The organism is Pseudomonas canadensis, assembly GCF_030980095.1.
Classification (GTDB): Bacteria; Pseudomonadota; Gammaproteobacteria; order Pseudomonadales; family Pseudomonadaceae; genus Aquipseudomonas; species Aquipseudomonas canadensis.
Map to the genome: position 1 here is coordinate 3,719,275 of NZ_CP133298.1, position 13,697 is coordinate 3,732,971.

The 13,697-nt window shown below is 57.8% G+C and carries 19 protein-coding genes; 1 reads left to right on the forward strand and 18 read right to left on the reverse strand.

From position 1 onward, the window contains the following. Positions 1–42: 42 nt before the first annotated feature. The 11 genes from RB216_RS16985 to RB216_RS17035 form a co-directional block, all read right to left on the reverse strand. Positions 43–465: a hypothetical protein gene (locus tag RB216_RS16985; protein ID WP_177049343.1), complete on the reverse strand. Its 423-nt coding sequence runs from the start codon at positions 463–465 to the stop codon at positions 43–45. Positions 466–499: 34 nt separating this feature from the next. Then, positions 500–1,579, reverse strand: a complete 1,080-nt coding sequence (locus RB216_RS16990; protein ID WP_177049341.1) for a DUF6161 domain-containing protein — start codon at positions 1,577–1,579, stop codon at positions 500–502. Positions 1,580–1,681: 102 nt separating this feature from the next. After that, the gene (locus RB216_RS16995; RefSeq protein ID WP_177049339.1) at positions 1,682–2,434 is read right to left on the reverse strand and encodes a C40 family peptidase; all 753 of its coding nucleotides are present in this window, start codon (positions 2,432–2,434) and stop codon (positions 1,682–1,684) included. 2 nt (positions 2,435–2,436) lie between these two features. Further along, on the reverse strand, positions 2,437–3,189 hold the full coding sequence (locus RB216_RS17000) for a phage minor tail protein L (RefSeq protein ID WP_308907602.1): 753 nt from the start codon (positions 3,187–3,189) through the stop codon (positions 2,437–2,439). Positions 3,190–3,200: 11 nt separating this feature from the next. Then, the gene (locus RB216_RS17005) at positions 3,201–3,539 is read right to left on the reverse strand and encodes a phage tail protein (protein ID WP_308907603.1); all 339 of its coding nucleotides are present in this window, start codon (positions 3,537–3,539) and stop codon (positions 3,201–3,203) included. Then, the gene (locus RB216_RS17010) at positions 3,539–6,598 is read right to left on the reverse strand and encodes a phage tail tape measure protein (RefSeq protein WP_308907604.1); all 3,060 of its coding nucleotides are present in this window, start codon (positions 6,596–6,598) and stop codon (positions 3,539–3,541) included. Before RB216_RS17010 ends, RB216_RS17005 begins: the two co-directional genes overlap by 1 nt. Positions 6,599–6,625: 27 nt before the next feature. Further along, positions 6,626–6,898, reverse strand: a complete 273-nt coding sequence (locus RB216_RS17015; protein ID WP_003218369.1) for a DUF1799 domain-containing protein — start codon at positions 6,896–6,898, stop codon at positions 6,626–6,628. A gap of 47 nt (positions 6,899–6,945) precedes the next feature. Continuing rightward, positions 6,946–7,326 carry a phage tail assembly chaperone gene (locus RB216_RS17020; RefSeq protein ID WP_308907605.1) on the reverse strand — a complete coding sequence of 127 codons (381 nt, stop codon included), beginning with the start codon at positions 7,324–7,326 and terminating at the stop codon, positions 6,946–6,948. Positions 7,327–7,329: 3 nt separating this feature from the next. Continuing rightward, on the reverse strand, positions 7,330–7,986 hold the full coding sequence (locus tag RB216_RS17025) for a phage tail protein (RefSeq protein ID WP_308907606.1): 657 nt from the start codon (positions 7,984–7,986) through the stop codon (positions 7,330–7,332). A gap of 72 nt (positions 7,987–8,058) precedes the next feature. Further along, a complete protein-coding gene (locus tag RB216_RS17030; RefSeq protein WP_308907607.1) occupies positions 8,059–8,475 on the reverse strand; it encodes a phage tail terminator-like protein in 417 nt (138 codons plus the stop codon). Further along, positions 8,472–9,068 (reverse strand): hypothetical protein, encoded by a 597-nt coding sequence (locus RB216_RS17035; protein ID WP_308907608.1) that lies wholly within the window; start codon positions 9,066–9,068, stop codon positions 8,472–8,474. The genes RB216_RS17030 and RB216_RS17035 overlap by 4 nt, the downstream gene beginning before the upstream one ends. 2 nt (positions 9,069–9,070) lie before the next feature. Between RB216_RS17035 and RB216_RS17040 the strand changes: the two genes are divergently transcribed. Further along, on the forward strand, positions 9,071–9,544 hold the full coding sequence (locus RB216_RS17040) for a hypothetical protein (protein ID WP_308907609.1): 474 nt from the start codon (positions 9,071–9,073) through the stop codon (positions 9,542–9,544). 65 nt (positions 9,545–9,609) lie between these two features. Here RB216_RS17040 and RB216_RS17045 read toward each other — a convergent pair whose 3' ends face one another. The 7 genes from RB216_RS17045 to RB216_RS17075 all read right to left on the reverse strand — a co-directional run bounded on the left by RB216_RS17045 (position 9,610) and on the right by RB216_RS17075 (position 13,690). After that, a complete protein-coding gene (locus tag RB216_RS17045; protein ID WP_308907610.1) occupies positions 9,610–10,002 on the reverse strand; it encodes a hypothetical protein in 393 nt (130 codons plus the stop codon). A gap of 2 nt (positions 10,003–10,004) precedes the next feature. Beyond that, the gene (locus RB216_RS17050; protein WP_308907611.1) at positions 10,005–10,382 is read right to left on the reverse strand and encodes a hypothetical protein; all 378 of its coding nucleotides are present in this window, start codon (positions 10,380–10,382) and stop codon (positions 10,005–10,007) included. A gap of 10 nt (positions 10,383–10,392) precedes the next feature. Further along, a complete protein-coding gene (locus tag RB216_RS17055) occupies positions 10,393–10,698 on the reverse strand; it encodes a HeH/LEM domain-containing protein (RefSeq protein ID WP_308907612.1) in 306 nt (101 codons plus the stop codon). A 56-nt stretch (positions 10,699–10,754) separates the two neighbouring features. After that, positions 10,755–11,732 (reverse strand): major capsid protein, encoded by a 978-nt coding sequence (locus RB216_RS17060; RefSeq protein ID WP_308907613.1) that lies wholly within the window; start codon positions 11,730–11,732, stop codon positions 10,755–10,757. 3 nt (positions 11,733–11,735) lie between these two features. After that, complete coding sequence (locus tag RB216_RS17065; protein ID WP_308907614.1) at positions 11,736–12,473, reverse strand: hypothetical protein; 738 nt, start codon at positions 12,471–12,473, stop codon at positions 11,736–11,738. 87 nt (positions 12,474–12,560) lie between these two features. After that, complete coding sequence (locus RB216_RS17070; RefSeq protein ID WP_308907615.1) at positions 12,561–13,142, reverse strand: hypothetical protein; 582 nt, start codon at positions 13,140–13,142, stop codon at positions 12,561–12,563. Positions 13,143–13,195: 53 nt separating this feature from the next. Then, a complete protein-coding gene (locus tag RB216_RS17075; RefSeq protein ID WP_308907616.1) occupies positions 13,196–13,690 on the reverse strand; it encodes a DnaT-like ssDNA-binding protein in 495 nt (164 codons plus the stop codon). Positions 13,691–13,697 lie beyond the last annotated feature (7 nt).

Genomic DNA, 13,697 nt, shown 5'->3' on the forward strand with positions numbered 1-13,697 from the left:
GACAATAAAAAACCGCCCGGAGGCGGCTTCATGGCTTTTTGTTCAGTTGTAATCGACATAAGGGCCAATGTAGAACCCGGACATGTCGCCGCTGATGCGGTACAGGCTTTCCTTGCCAGGCAGCACCGTCGCGACAATGGTTCGAATTGCAGCTCCTGCACACAGGCCTGAACCGGCCAGGCCAGCACCTAGATTTGACGATCCAGACGGCAAGTAAAAGGTAGCGCGCTGCCCGGTGCCGATTTTTGCAGCTCTTCGACCGTCGACATATACGACAATGTCGCAGCCCGAGCCAACGGCGCCCGAATCACGAACAACAGTGATCTTTCCGCCTTCTCCGGCGGGTTTCGATTGGAAGGCGTAAAGCTCATCGGCCGGTACCGGCTTCGCATCTCGCACCGAGATTGCCGATGAGGCACACCCCGCCAGCATCACCACCGCTACCGCCGCTATCAAAATCCGCATGTCGTTCCCTCTTTGATTTGGCGAAAGCCTAATGCTAGCCGGATGTTTTATCACCACTTCTACTTTTCAGAACGGCATCTAATATCTTCCCATATTCAGGAGCGGTCGACTCTTCATTAATCGTATTATTCGAAGGCCTAAATAAAGTCGTATAAAACAGCATTTGACTCTCATGAGAAATCGAAGAGTCTACCGCTTGCATAGCAACAAAGGTCTTAATCATTGTAGATCTTTCAAGAGACTCCGCTTCCGAGGTTAAATTAACCATCATTAACTTCACGAAAATCCTCGTAGCCCAAACACCACCTGTTGAAACCAACAAGATCACAGCAAAACCAGCCAATGTTTTGGGCAACGTTATTTCATAGCCCCAAACTATATGCGTTACACCTGCAGCATAACCATAAAGCATAGACAAAAATAAAACCGCTGCAAATACACAGGCAGATATAACAGCATACTTGCTATATCTCTTGGCGTTTTCTTTATGAATATCGCGCCTTTGCTCCCAAAACTTCACAGGTTCTGAAAGTGCGATTGCAGAAGTAGCGGCTTTTGCCAGACTAGAAATCTTTTCAGCCGCAACATCCAACTGCAACTTTATGTCCTCGGATGATTCCTCCACCGCTGTTTTTACATCTTCAAGCGAATTTTCTACAGACTTAGAAAACTGTTCAAAATTAGCATCAACGCCTTTATTATAGCCCCTCAAGAAACCATCATCCATAAGGTCTGAGATAGACCGGTATGCAAACACTACAGGCATTGCCATCCCTGTTAAAAATGAGAGCCTAAATTCTTCCGCATGCTTGTCATCATGCATTGGAAGCCTAGCAGCGCTATTAGCGGAGACGACCTCAGAGTATACCTTTTTGTTCGGAAATAAAGTCTTCCCCTTGTCAGGTTCAATCTGCTGAAGGTCATGGATGTATGTATTAATAACGTTAGATAAAAGCGGCGAAAGCCTACTATCGTTCCTTGTAGACATTGAGAGAAGTTCGCTCCAGTACTTAATTTCACTCTGCAGCCAATCAGCAAACTTCTCCCCTTTTAAATCTTTTATATTGGTGTAGCGCGCGCTACCAGCTTTCAAATCGACCATTTCAGCACTCACGAACCTATCTCCTTGGCCAAATGCCATTATCCGATTTTTTGCAATATACCCTAATATTGAAGTATGCCAAAGGATGAGAGGTTCGAAAAAAAGCAGGTGCATTCAGGTATTCTTGTGCCGCAAAAATAACCGAGTACGATCCAACCAAGGCCCACCGAATACGATGATTTCTGATGGTCTCCCATAAAGGTGATGAAGCAAAAAAGGCCCAGGACCAAAGGTTCCGGACTCCTCACCCGGCAACAATGGATTATTGTCTAGATAGATCCCAGCATGGTTTGGGTGCGCCGTCCGGCCGATCTGCATGACGATCAAGTCACCGCGCTGGGGTCGGTGGACGCGAACGAACCCAGCCGCCTCGTAGTGCTGCTCATAAAGACTTGCGTTCTCGGCGCTTTCCCACCAACCATCGGTGCGCTGGAAGGCTTCGAACTCCAGGCCCCACTCGCGGGCATACCAATCAGCGCAAACCTGCCAACAGTCCCATGCGCCGTGAACAAACGGTCGCTTGAGTAGCGGCGTGCTGCCCGTTGGCGTGATCGTGCGCATGTCGCCCTCGGGCCAGGACAGGATGTGCCAGGGCAAGGCCGTGGCCTCGCACATGGCCAAGTCATGCGGTGACGGCCTGCTGGTGGCATCAGGGTGCGAGTGGACAATGCCGATCACCTCGCCCAGGTCTTCCGCCGCAGCATAGTCTTCGGGATCGAGCCGGAATTCTTCGCTTGGCTCAGTCGCAATGTTCCTACACGGGAAATACTTCTGCTTGCGCCCGATAGCCAGCAGCAGCCCGCAGCACTCTTTCGGGTATTGAGCCGACGCATGCGCCTGGATGGCCGCGATGATGTGCTTGCGCATGGTCAGCTCCGAGCAATGAGGGATACGGCAGGGAATCCGCCAAAGGAAAGTTCGTTGTTCTCACCGAAGCGCAACTTGCAGGACGACAGACAGCCCTTGCATTGATCCTTGGCTGGATCGTCCGTAGGGTTGTCCTCGTCGTCGAACATGGCCGCGCCGGTGTAGCCGCAATCTGGCCCCCGATATCCATTCGTCATGGCCCAGTGACAGAACGTCGTCATCTGCCGGCCAGGCAGCCCGTGGTTATCGATCTCACCCGGGGAAGACAGCTCCCACACCACCGCCTCACCGTCTTCGCTGGTTTTCTGGTCGATGTACCAGATCTCCAGCGCTTCCTGGGTCGGGTCAGCGGTTGGGTTGCCGCCAGGGTAGTTTGCCGCGTCCAGGTATTGGGCCAGCGTCTCACGGACCGTCAGCTTGAACTTGAGCATGTCCTCGAAGGCCAGGCACAGCGCCGTGACTCGACCATTCACGTTGCCGGCGGCAAAAGTCGGCCGAGAAGCCGTGCCATCGCTACTCGAGGAAATACCCTCAATCTGCACCGGCCAGGCCGCGTACTCCTGGCCCTGCCAGATAATCGACTTGGCGGGCAGATCCTCTTCCGATCCCTCATAGGCCAGCAATTCCTCTGGCGTGTGCGGGATGGCGTGACCGTGGAAGCGAAGGTAATCGGCGCCGTATTCGGTCCCATCAATTTCAAACAGGCGAATCTCGCCGCCGGGCTCCAGTTTCTGGATGTCCGTGATCAGTGCCATGGGCGGTTATCTCAGGGGTGAAAGGCTTGCTGGAAGGTTGCAGTGATGGCGTAGACCTGGCCGCCTCGGTGAACCGGTTTGTAGCCGTTGCACTTGTAGAGCCCAAGCACGCCAAGTGGTGGCGTCCAGAGAAAGCCCTTTGCCCCCTTGTGCCGGTCGAGGAACTTCCTGATCTCCAGGATTCGAGATTCCATACCAGTGAAAGTCACAGGCCAGGATTCCGACTGGTTATTCAAACCATCCTCAACCGACTGCTCGTATCCGTCGGCGAACTGCTTGGAGCGCACGCGTTGGGTGATATCTCCCTCCGCGCCCTTCTCCGTTGACCAAGTGAATCGTTCGATTGCCATCAGCGCCCCTTGATTGCTTTGTTGATGACGCCACCCTGGCCCATGTCCTTGTTGCGCAGTTGCTGATACTTCTGCTCAACAAACGTTGCCAGCTCTTTGCCGAACAGGTCGTAACCGGGGGCGTCAGCCGAGGACGAAGCGTTACCCTCGCCGTCGATGTGCACCTCGACATTGATCTGCGTTGCACCTGCACCGCCGCCGCCCATGGCCATAACGCCCAGCTTGCCGCTGGATGTTCGGGTCAGCGGCATGATTGCCTCTTCCCCTGCCTCGCCCATTACACCGGTTTTGCCGTTGGCCATGCCGAACGCCGTAGGCTTGCTGACGATTGAGTTGGTGAAGGCGCCGCCGTCGGCGAACATCTGCACACCGCCCGACCAGGCACCGCCCAAGGCTTGCGGAAAGTAGGAACCGGAGTAGCCGCCGGCTGAAGCGCCAAGATTGGAAGAGCCCGCACCAGCAGACCCGGCCGCCAAGCCGTTGCCACTGGCTGCGCTACCACCGAAGTAGCTTGCCGCCGCCCCCACCAGGCTTCCCAGCAATGCCGAACTGGCCTGGCGTGTGGCAATGCGTGCCATGTCCGCCAGGATCGACTTGGTAAAGTCAGCGAACGACGCTTTGCCTGATACCGCGAAGTTAACAAGCGAGTCTTCCATTGAGCTGAAGGCATTGCCAAACAGGCTTTTCGTCTGGCCAGCGATGTTCCGCGCCGAATCCAAATAGTTGTCCCAAGCAGCTGTCGCGCCTTTGGTCCAATCACCTTGGGCGTTCTCCACATCCGCGTAGTTCTGCCGGATCTGGTCAGTGGCGGCCTTGTTCGCGTCGGCGAGCGCCTGCGACTTACGCTTGAATTCTTCCTCCGACATATTCCGCGATGGGTCGGACTTCTGGTTGGCCAGCTCCAGCGACTGCTGAGCAAACCGGTCTTGCTGGCTGTTCAGCTCGCCGCTGAGTGCGTTCTGGCGGTCACCCTGACCCACGCCGATAACCGCGCGCTGTCCGGCAAGCTCCAGAGCTCGCTGTTGCTGCCCCAAAGCCTGCACGTAGGTGCTGATCGCGCGCTCTTGCTTGGCCAAGCGCCCGGTCTCGTTGGTCGCCAGAACTTCAAGCTGGCTGTCAGCGTCCTTCTGCGCTTTGACCATCCCTGCGCGCGCGTCAGCGATCTTCTGGTCCAGCTGGATGCTTTGCGCGGCCGATGTGGTCTTCTTGCCCTTGGCAGCCTCCAGCGCCAAAATCTCGGCCTCGTAGGCTGCCGTTACCTGGTCGCGTTCGTTGCCGATGAGAGCTTGGCGCCGTAGCAGGTAATCGGCCTCTGAAATCAGGCCGGCCTTTTGTGCCGCGTCCAGTTCCTTCTGATAGTTTTTGTAGGTGTCGGTGATCGCCGCCAGGTTGTTCTTGGCGTTGTTGAAACTGGTTAAGTCGACCTGGGAACCGGCGGCCTTCTGGTCTTTGAACTTGTCGTTGATATTGGCGATGTTTTTGTCGATTGCCGATTGATCGAGCCGCGAATCCTTCGGGTCAACCTTGCGGATATCGTCAAGCTGCTGCTTGTAATCCTTTAGGGCCTCGGCGCGCTTCTGCTCGTTGGTCAGCGACGACTTCGTGAGCGCATCGACCTTCCCCATCGCAGTCACGGCGGCCTGCTGGGCTTTGGCCTGCTCGCCCTCCCATTTGGCAATGTCTGCCTGAGCTGCCTTTTCGTCCTCCAGCATGTTCAGGCGGTTTTGCCTGAACTCAATCAAAGCATCCTTGGATTTTTGGCTTTGGAATAGGCCATCCATGCCTTGAGCTTCAGCCAGTCCAGCGCGAGCATTCTCGATGTCTGAGTTGATGTCTCGGCGGCCGGCGTTTTTCAGACCATCCGCCGCCTGGGCAACAGCGTTGTAAGCCCGCTCCCAGACGCTCAGGTTTTCCAGAATCTTCGGCGTACGCTCGTTAATCGCATCGGCGTAAGACTCCGTCGCCAGCTTCACGGCGCTGGCATGGTCGCCCTGTTGCTCCAGTGCCGCGATTTGCGAGTAAACCGAGGCCGTTAGGTAGTGGTACTGCTCATTCAGCGCAGCAGAGGCCTTTACCGGGTCGTCTGCCAGTTTGGAGAATTCGGCGACGGTCTCGCTTACTGCCTTGCCGGTGGCTTCCTGCATCGACACGGCAGCCTGGGTGATACTCGTGAAACTATCGCCGGCGATCTTGCCGTTGTCGGCCAGCAGCGCCAGCACAGCGGCGGCCTGCCCGGTGGTACCGACCGTTGCGCTTACCTGCCGTGCCATATCGCCGAGTTGGCCAGCGCTCACCCCCGCGTAGTTGCCGGTGAGGATCAGCGATTTGTTGTAACTGTCCTGCTCCTCGCTGCCCTTGTAGTAGGCGTATGCGAGGCCGCCAACAGCAGCCGTTGCGAGCGCCAGCGGCCCCAGGATGGCGAGCAACCCGGCAGCGCCTGCGCCCGCCCCGGCGCCCAACTGAGCCACGGCACGAACGCCGCTACCCCAATCCCCCGACGACAACGCATTACCGAGCTGAACGACATTTTCCTGGGCCTGGCGTGTGCCGAGGCGCAACTTGTCGAAACCGGTGGTGGTCTTTTCGAGCTTGGCGTAATCCTTGTCGATCTTGCTCAGGGCGCTGTTGTACTGATCCTGGCTGATGCGCCCCTCGTCCAGGTGCTTGCCAAGCTGTTCGACCTGCGTGTCCAGCTTTGCCAGCGCAGCCCGGGCCGGATCGATAGCACCCAGCAGACTGTTCAGGGCCTTTTGCTCGTCCATGGCGGACTTGGCCAGGGCCACCTGCTGCTTATCGAGCTGGGCCGAGATCTTCGCTGCCTCGGCCTCGCCATAGGCGCCGGTCTTCGTAAGCTTCGCTAGGGCGTCACGCTGCTTTGCCAGGTCCTGGGTGGTTTTGGCACTGGTGGACAGCGACTTCTCCAGAGCCTGCATTTCGTTCATCAGCGATACGGCGGACTGCTCGGCCCGGCCGCCGGCCTTCGCCATCTCATCCAGGCTTGTTTTCGCCTGGATTGCATCGGCCGAGTCGATCTTGACGCCGAGTTCTGCAATGTTCATCGACTCACCTTGAATAAGTGCCCGTGGTTACGGGCTGTTTTCCCTTTCCTCCGCCATGACGCGCAGGGCTTCGCCTTCCAGCACCTGAAGGTCAGGGAAGATTTCAGCGAGTTTCTTTTTCTTGATGCCGAGGAACCCGGCCACGTCGCGAATGCAGGTGTAATCGAGACCGATCGCACCGCCGGCGCCGGCCCGCCACTGAGTCGACATCCTGTTGAACAGGTAGAACGCCGGCCAGTTGCAGGGCCAGACCTCGGTTACCTCTTCTAGGTCGCCCGGGGCAAGCCCGAACAGGCCCATCAGTTCAGCCGGTGCCGCCGGCGCGTAGAGTGCGCGGGCAGCGTCCGTCAGTTTCCCAAGCGGGCCTGATTGAATGCGCTCTGATAGGCATTCACGACCGCCTCAGCAGCGCCCTGGCAGGACGTCACCAGCGCCCGAATGCTCTTGTCGTCGAACTTGTCGTCGAAGCCCCAGCCGACTACCAGGTCCTTGATCTGCTGCGACTGCTGCTCAGTGTCAACAGCAACGATTTCGGAAAGCGTTGGGCTTTCGCCCAGGGCGGTCCGAGCTTCATCGCGCTTTAGGTTCCACTCATCAAACAGTGCGGCAAGCCCCGGGCGATCCCGATACTTAAAGGTGAATTCGATTTTCTCGGGATCACCTCCAACAATCGGAATCGACACGAAGGCCTTAAAAGTTGGATTTTGGGCGATTCTGATCTTTGCCATGGGTTACGCCACCGCAGTCAGGTAACGGGTCGGCTCGCCCTGCAGCGCCAGGTTCACGGTCCGGGTCAGCAGGTTGCTGCGGGAGACGGCCGGCTGGTTGGAGAACGAGGTGAAGGCGCCGTAGAACAGCGTGTCGTTGCCCGGTAGGTTCAGACGCGCGGCCTGAATGGTCTGGCTGGCATCCGCTGCGCGAAGGATGGCGTTGAACGTTTGGCCCGGGTCGTCAGCAATGGTCAGCGCCAAGCTGGCCGCTGCTTTGTCGGTTGGCATCTGGCGGCCCTGCTTGTCCTCCAAAAACACCACATCCAGGTAGTTCTGGGTGCCGCCGGTGAAATCCATATTGGTGATTTGCGGGATTTGCACCCAGGTCAGCACCTTCTTCAACGATCCGATGCCGGATCCTGCGGGGTAAACCTGCAGGTCAGTGGTGTCGATGCCTTCCAGGGTGATGGCAGTGGCAGTGGCAGCTTTTACGCGCACAACCCGATTGCCCAAGCGAGTCCAGCCGGAAGTGACAATAACGATGTCACCAGCCGAAAGCGTACCGCCCGTTACGGTGGCCACAGCTTCAGCCGCGTTGCTCAACGCCGAAAAAGGAATGTCCGGCCCGTAGGTGGCGCCGTGCTGGAAGGTGCCGCCGTCCGGAATTTTGTAGCCCATGGGTATTTCCTCTTTGCAGATATGAAAAAACCCGCTCAGTGGCAGGTTCGTTGGGTTGCCCAATGTGCGGGATCAGTTGGTGTCGGCCCGGTACAAGAACGAGATCGGGACGGTGTAGGTGGAATCGCCTGTGATGCCTGGCCCTTGATCAACTGGCGATATGGTCACAATTGTGACCGCACTCTTCGTGTCACGCGTGTAAAGAGGGAACAGGTCGATCAGTTCAGCAGCGATTGGGTTCGTCTTGGCCTTGCCGGCGCCGGCCGGCGCGATGATGCTCACCTGAAACACGCCGGTGAACAGCCGGTGATCGCCACCGAGCGTGTTGCTCGCTGTGTTACCTGGAATAGTGAACGCCCGGAGGTACGTCTCGCCCGCCGCCGGCGTGTAGGCCGTGTTCTCGAACACGATTTTCAGCTTCTCCGGCCTGGCAACGTTCCAGGCGATGAGCCTGGCCTCGTAGATCGAAGCGATGATTGCGTGACTCATACCTGGTTGTTCCTGATGGCCTCCAACACAATCTGCTGGAAGCGAGCCACGGTGACCCGGACCATGCCGCCGGGGGCCTGGGTGGAGTGGCCGAACTCCAGCGGGATCGCGTAGGGCAAGTTGTTGATGATGTAGGCCATCTGGCCTGCAGTGAAGTCGCTCATTGCAGCCACCAGTGCGGCAGTGGTTTCGGCGCCGCTCGGGTCTACATCGTCGAAGGTGACACTCTCGACAACGCCCAGCGAGATGTGCCAGTTCGCGCGGAACCGGCCACCGACGTAGCCCTCGGGCGCTTTTACGTCCATGCCGTCGTTGAGCTTACGGCCCTTCTTCAGCCTGCCACCCTTCGTGAGGTTGGCCGGATCACTGCGCAGCGCGCTGTTGTGATCGTCGACGGCTTTTTTGTACTGCGTCGCCACTGCGTTCTGCGCCCAGATCTCCGGGTTACCCACGGGAGACATGCGAATCAGGCTGCTGCCGACCTCGATGATGATTTCACGCACGCTGGCATCAATGGCTTCACCCGTCTGAGCCGCGAACTCGGCCAGGCTCAGGGCGAAGCTGCCGGAATGACCGGCGCCGGACCTGCTCACGAATGCAGCTCGTGCAGAATCAGCATGTCGGCGAGATTGAGTATTTTGAACCCCCTCCTGATAATCTGCCGAGCCACTTCAGGTACAGGCTCATAGAACCATCGCATAAGGAAATCCTTTCTATGAAGAAGCCATACACAAAGTCGCCAAGCAACCTTAAGGCCCGACTTACGCCTGGAGAACAGGCGGCCGAAAATATCGCGAAGGCAAAGGCTCGAATGCAAGCCGACTCGGCCGCAGGAATAGATCTTGCCGATAGCGCAGCAAATCTCCGCGAGACCATTGTGAATAGCTGTAAAGGATATCCGCCCCAATGGGTCATAAAGTTTGCGACGGGTATAGTGCCTTCGAACAAACAACTTTCTGACGGCGCTATCGAGCTTTTAACGACTCTAGAAAAGGATCTAAAAGCGGGAAGGGTCGACATCGATATAATAAACGACCATGGCCTACTACTTTTGGATAAGTATTTTTAAAAGTCGGCGCGAAAACTAATACTGTCGCCTAATTAATCAGAGCAGATCAGCATCCTGGTTGGCTCTCAGCGCCTAAGCTGGAGCATCCACGCTGCATCAGCAGGGTCCGCAGACACGTTCATTACCCGCAGCCCGTTGACGATATCGCCAATGGCCGGGGCAGCCGGTACCGCCGTCGGAACGCCGGCCTCCGACACGAACAGCTCGTTTTGCAGCACCAGCAGCTTCTTGTCGCTGGTCTGGATGAGGGAGCCGTCGATTTCTTTGGACAGGTAGCTGCCAAGAACGCCGCGGCCCGAGTACGTCAAGGTGGTCTCAGGCGTTTCGCCACCCAGGTCGGGGTCATACTCGCCCGCAACCTTGCGCACGCCTGTGACCGACTTGACTGCGTCGGCCAAGCCATCAGGATCTTCGAAAGCTTCGGCCAGTTCGGCCTGGATCTCTTCACGCATGCCCACGGTCAGACCCTCTTCAGCATCATCACGCCGGAGCGCGTGATCCACGGGGCCAGCAGCGCAAGGGCGAAGTTGACCCCCGCCGACTGATCCGTTGAGCCCGCCACGTAGGTTTTGCTCACCGATGTGCCGGACTGGGCCGAGACCGTCTTGCTCTGCACTTCCTTCTGCGTGGCCGTGTACAGCTTGCCCGCCCCCGCCTCTTTGGCAACCTGGGCGCCGGCTGTTTTGATCTCAGCCGGAACCGGATCAGGAACAGCCCGCTTAATCTTGGCCGTGAGCCAGGCATTGGCCATGGTCACAGCAAGGACCGGATCACCGGTGCCTGCCCAGTCAGGACCGAGCTGGGCGTCAACATCGGCGACGGTGATGTAATCGGTCATGTGCTTGTCCTTATTCCGCTGGCACCAGGGCCTGCAGGTCTTCTTTCTTGGCGGTCGCGTCGAAGGCAATACCCTTCGCGGTCAACCACTCTTTCAACTCGGGGACCTTCATTTTCAAAGGGTCGGTTTCCGGCGCTTCCTGTTCCTTGCCATCGGAAACCTTTACGCCGGCGGCTTGGTAAGCATCGAAGATTTCAGGGGCATCGCCCTCAACTACCACTTCGGTAGCGGAGCCAATGACACCGAAGAATTCGCTCAGCAGCCGGTAACAAACACCGCGCTCTTTGCCCGGCTTGTCCGTGTAGATCACTTTCATGAGTCACCTCAAAAGCACCCCGGCGCCCATAAAAACGCCAGGTTATGTAGGCCGGATTACGGCGTGGTGGTACCGCTGATGACAGCGGCGAACGGGACTTGCTTGCGGCTGAACACACGCTCCCAGTTGCCCGCGGAGGCGTACTGAGTCGCGGTCGGGCTGAGGTTCTGAGCCTCAGAGCCCTTCCAGCTGAAGCCAGCAGGCTGGAGGATGTAGGTCTTCCGCTCCCACAGCACTTCGGCACCACCGCCGTTACCGCCGCCAGGCTTACGCTCCAGCTCTACCGGCACCTTCGGCGTGCCTTCGCCGTAACCGAAAGCACCCTGGCCGAAGAACACGGACAGGTACTTGCCCGCGCCATACACCAGGGCATCGTCCATGAACACTGGCTTGCCGAGGTAGGTGGCCAGGATGATCTTGCCTTCAGAGTCACGCAGGTACTCGATGAGGTCCTGCTTGACCATCTGGTTCATCACCACCGAGTGCACGCCGATCGCGCCGAACTGGTCGGCTGCGTCGCCGGCGGTAAACGCGGCATCCTGGAAGGCGTTCGCACTGATGGTCGCGCCCGCATCGATGACCATGTCACCGCCGTTGTTCGCGATGTTCGAGGCGATGATGCCGCGAGCCGCGCCCAGGGTGTAACGCTGCCACTGGCGAGTCCAGTAGGTGCCGAAGCGGTTGCGGATCTGCTGCTGAGGCTCGGTGTTCGCCAGCTCAGCGGTTAGGTCGGTGACGCCGTAGCCTTTGTTGAGGTACAGAACGCGGGCGCGCATGCTGTCCTGGGTGACCTTGCCGACTTCGCCCTGGTCGTTCGGGTCGTCGTTGCTGATGTTCGGGGCTTCATCGGCGTTGAGATCCTGCCAGTAGCTGATCTCGGCGGTGCCCTGGCTGCCGGAGGCGATCGCATCCAGCACAGGCGAGCGAGTCACGATGCCCGACTCATATACAGCGGTCTTTTCCGGGCTGTTAACCGGCGCCAGGGAGGCGTAGTAGTCGCCGACAAAGATGTCGGTCAGTTGGGTAGTTGCCATGGATTAGGTTCCTTTGGTGGCCTGGATTTTCTTGAAGAGCTCAGGGTTGTCACGGGCGATCGCAGCGCGTTCGGTTTCCGTGTACTCACCCCACTTTTTCGTGGCCTTGCCACCTTGATCGCCGGTCGGACCGGCACCCTGCGCCCTTGGCCACAGGTGTGTTGCTGTTTCACGCAGAGATTCCGCCCATTCGAGCGGTGACAGCGGGGTCTTCCCGTCCTTCCCGTAAACGACCTCGCCGTCACGGTCGGTGGCAACTGCCTCACCGTCTTCACTGAGCTTGAAAGTGCCTCGGGCGCGCAGGATGATGTCCTCGGCAGCCTCGGGGAGCGCGCCGGCCTTGATGGCAGCAGCGCGGATTGAATCAGCCAGCACTTTGTCGCTGTACTTGGCGGCAAAGGCCTCGGCCTTGTCGGCGCGAGTCTTCTCGGCGGCCAGTTTGGCGTCGTAGTCGGTGCGCAGGCGTTCGGTGCGTTTGGTGATGACCTCGTCAAGCTTGCCCTCGGCCAGCAGGCGGGTTTCCTCGTCCTGGCCAACCTTGGTTAGCAGGGCTTTCACAGCATTGATGTCCAGACCTTCGAACTGGGTCTTGAAGCCATCCAGTTCGTTTTTGGTGGTCCGGAGTGAGCCAAGCAGCTCGGTGTTTTTGTTCTTGAGGCCCAGGGTGGCCGCTTCCACCGCTTCGGCAATCGCGGATTTAACTACCGGGTCTTCAAGATCAATCTGGTTTTCGTCTGCCACTTGGTGCACCCCTTGGGTTTGGTCGGCCCGCTTTGCAGGCATAAAAAAACCGCCCATTGGGCGGCTTGGTGTTGGATTGCTGGGCTATCAATTTCTGTTCATCGACAGCATTGAGACGGGTACTGGCTTTGAGAATTCATTAAGGCTGGTTGATACGACAACCCTTAGACCGTCAGCTCTACCGTTACAGTGAGCGCGCACGAAACTGTTGAGGGCGTTCTCAAATCCAAACTCCAAGGGAAACTGGGCCTGCTCCCCATAATTCAGACGAATAGGCAAAGAATTTCCAAAAGACATAAACCCTGTGACGTGCATAGCCTGCTTCGCATGATTTGACATGAAGGTAACGCCAGTGATCAGGACTGGTCGCTTCCCATCTGAAGTAACGTTAACGCTGGCAAACAACGCGTCCGGCCCGTGAGACATCATTCCCATTACCAATCCCACCTTCAGGCTTTCCACATCCTCTCGACGCTGCTTATCAGCAAGCCAGAGTGTGACGAGCACAGCTAAGAGCGCGCCCGTCCCAGAAACCCAGTCTCCGAGACTTCCCCATGAAGGTACGAATTTAACTGTCGACTCGGGATTTAAGTTAATGCCTGCGGTTAGCCCAAGAAACCCGGAGATCGCGCACAAAAATAAAACAACAAAGCACAGAATCCACTTCATAAAGCCTCCTATTCGGGGCGGCTTTATAACAGGTGCGTTGATTGCCTCCAACTTCACACTGACGAATCAACCACATACAGTCCGCGCATCATCAGGTAATCGGCGAACTGAGTCCTACTGGGCGCGTATGGCGGCGGACGCATGCGCAGGCCTGGCGTATCGCGGTTGAGCCGCGTGCGCCGGCCATTGGGCTCAGTGCAATGCGTTGGCTCCTCGATCTGGAAGCCCTGCTCGACAGCGTATAACTCGACGGCCAGCCGTACCTGCCCCCATTCCAGCTCAAAGGGCACGAATGTCTCGGAAAGCGTTTGGTATTCGATCTTGCAGTCACGCCGGGGCCAGGCCATTGCCTGGTCAGGATTGGCCTTGCGCCCCTTCCACTGGCGACTGTTGATGTCGGCCGCAGCGCGCAGCAGCAGTTCGACCTGCTCAGCCTCAGCTTCAGGTATCCGGAACCCGTAGTAGTCGCGGTAGAAGGTCAGCTTCTCCAGCGGCACGAAGCTATTCGCGTCTGGCCTGCCCTTCCCGTCCTCAACGATGATCTGCATCGGCTAT

What these genes read in the sequence shown, in the direction of transcription:
- RB216_RS17000 (WP_308907602.1), bottom strand. Translation starts at nt 3,189, where the DNA reads ATGGCACTGATCACGGACATCCAGAAACTGGAGCCCGGCGGCGAGATT.
- RB216_RS17020 (WP_308907605.1), bottom strand. Translation starts at nt 7,326, where the DNA reads ATGGCAAAGATCAGAATCGCCCAAAATCCAACTTTTAAGGCCTTCGTG.
- RB216_RS17060 (WP_308907613.1), bottom strand. Translation starts at nt 11,732, where the DNA reads ATGGCAACTACCCAACTGACCGACATCTTTGTCGGCGACTACTACGCC.
- RB216_RS17010 (WP_308907604.1), bottom strand. Translation starts at nt 6,598, where the DNA reads ATGAACATTGCAGAACTCGGCGTCAAGATCGACTCGGCCGATGCAATC.
- RB216_RS17025 (WP_308907606.1), bottom strand. Translation starts at nt 7,986, where the DNA reads ATGGGCTACAAAATTCCGGACGGCGGCACCTTCCAGCACGGCGCCACC.
- RB216_RS16985 (WP_177049343.1), bottom strand. Translation starts at nt 465, where the DNA reads ATGCGGATTTTGATAGCGGCGGTAGCGGTGGTGATGCTGGCGGGGTGT.
- RB216_RS16995 (WP_177049339.1), bottom strand. Translation starts at nt 2,434, where the DNA reads ATGCGCAAGCACATCATCGCGGCCATCCAGGCGCATGCGTCGGCTCAA.
- RB216_RS17015 (WP_003218369.1), bottom strand. Translation starts at nt 6,898, where the DNA reads ATGGGCCTGTTCGGGCTTGCCCCGGGCGACCTAGAAGAGGTAACCGAG.
- RB216_RS17055 (WP_308907612.1), bottom strand. Translation starts at nt 10,698, where the DNA reads ATGAAAGTGATCTACACGGACAAGCCGGGCAAAGAGCGCGGTGTTTGT.
- RB216_RS17005 (WP_308907603.1), bottom strand. Translation starts at nt 3,539, where the DNA reads ATGGCAATCGAACGATTCACTTGGTCAACGGAGAAGGGCGCGGAGGGA.
- RB216_RS17070 (WP_308907615.1), bottom strand. Translation starts at nt 13,142, where the DNA reads ATGAAGTGGATTCTGTGCTTTGTTGTTTTATTTTTGTGCGCGATCTCC.
- RB216_RS17050 (WP_308907611.1), bottom strand. Translation starts at nt 10,382, where the DNA reads ATGACCGATTACATCACCGTCGCCGATGTTGACGCCCAGCTCGGTCCT.
- RB216_RS17030 (WP_308907607.1), bottom strand. Translation starts at nt 8,475, where the DNA reads ATGAGTCACGCAATCATCGCTTCGATCTACGAGGCCAGGCTCATCGCC.
- RB216_RS17040 (WP_308907609.1), top strand. Translation starts at nt 9,071, where the DNA reads ATGCAGCTCGTGCAGAATCAGCATGTCGGCGAGATTGAGTATTTTGAA.
- RB216_RS17075 (WP_308907616.1), bottom strand. Translation starts at nt 13,690, where the DNA reads ATGCAGATCATCGTTGAGGACGGGAAGGGCAGGCCAGACGCGAATAGC.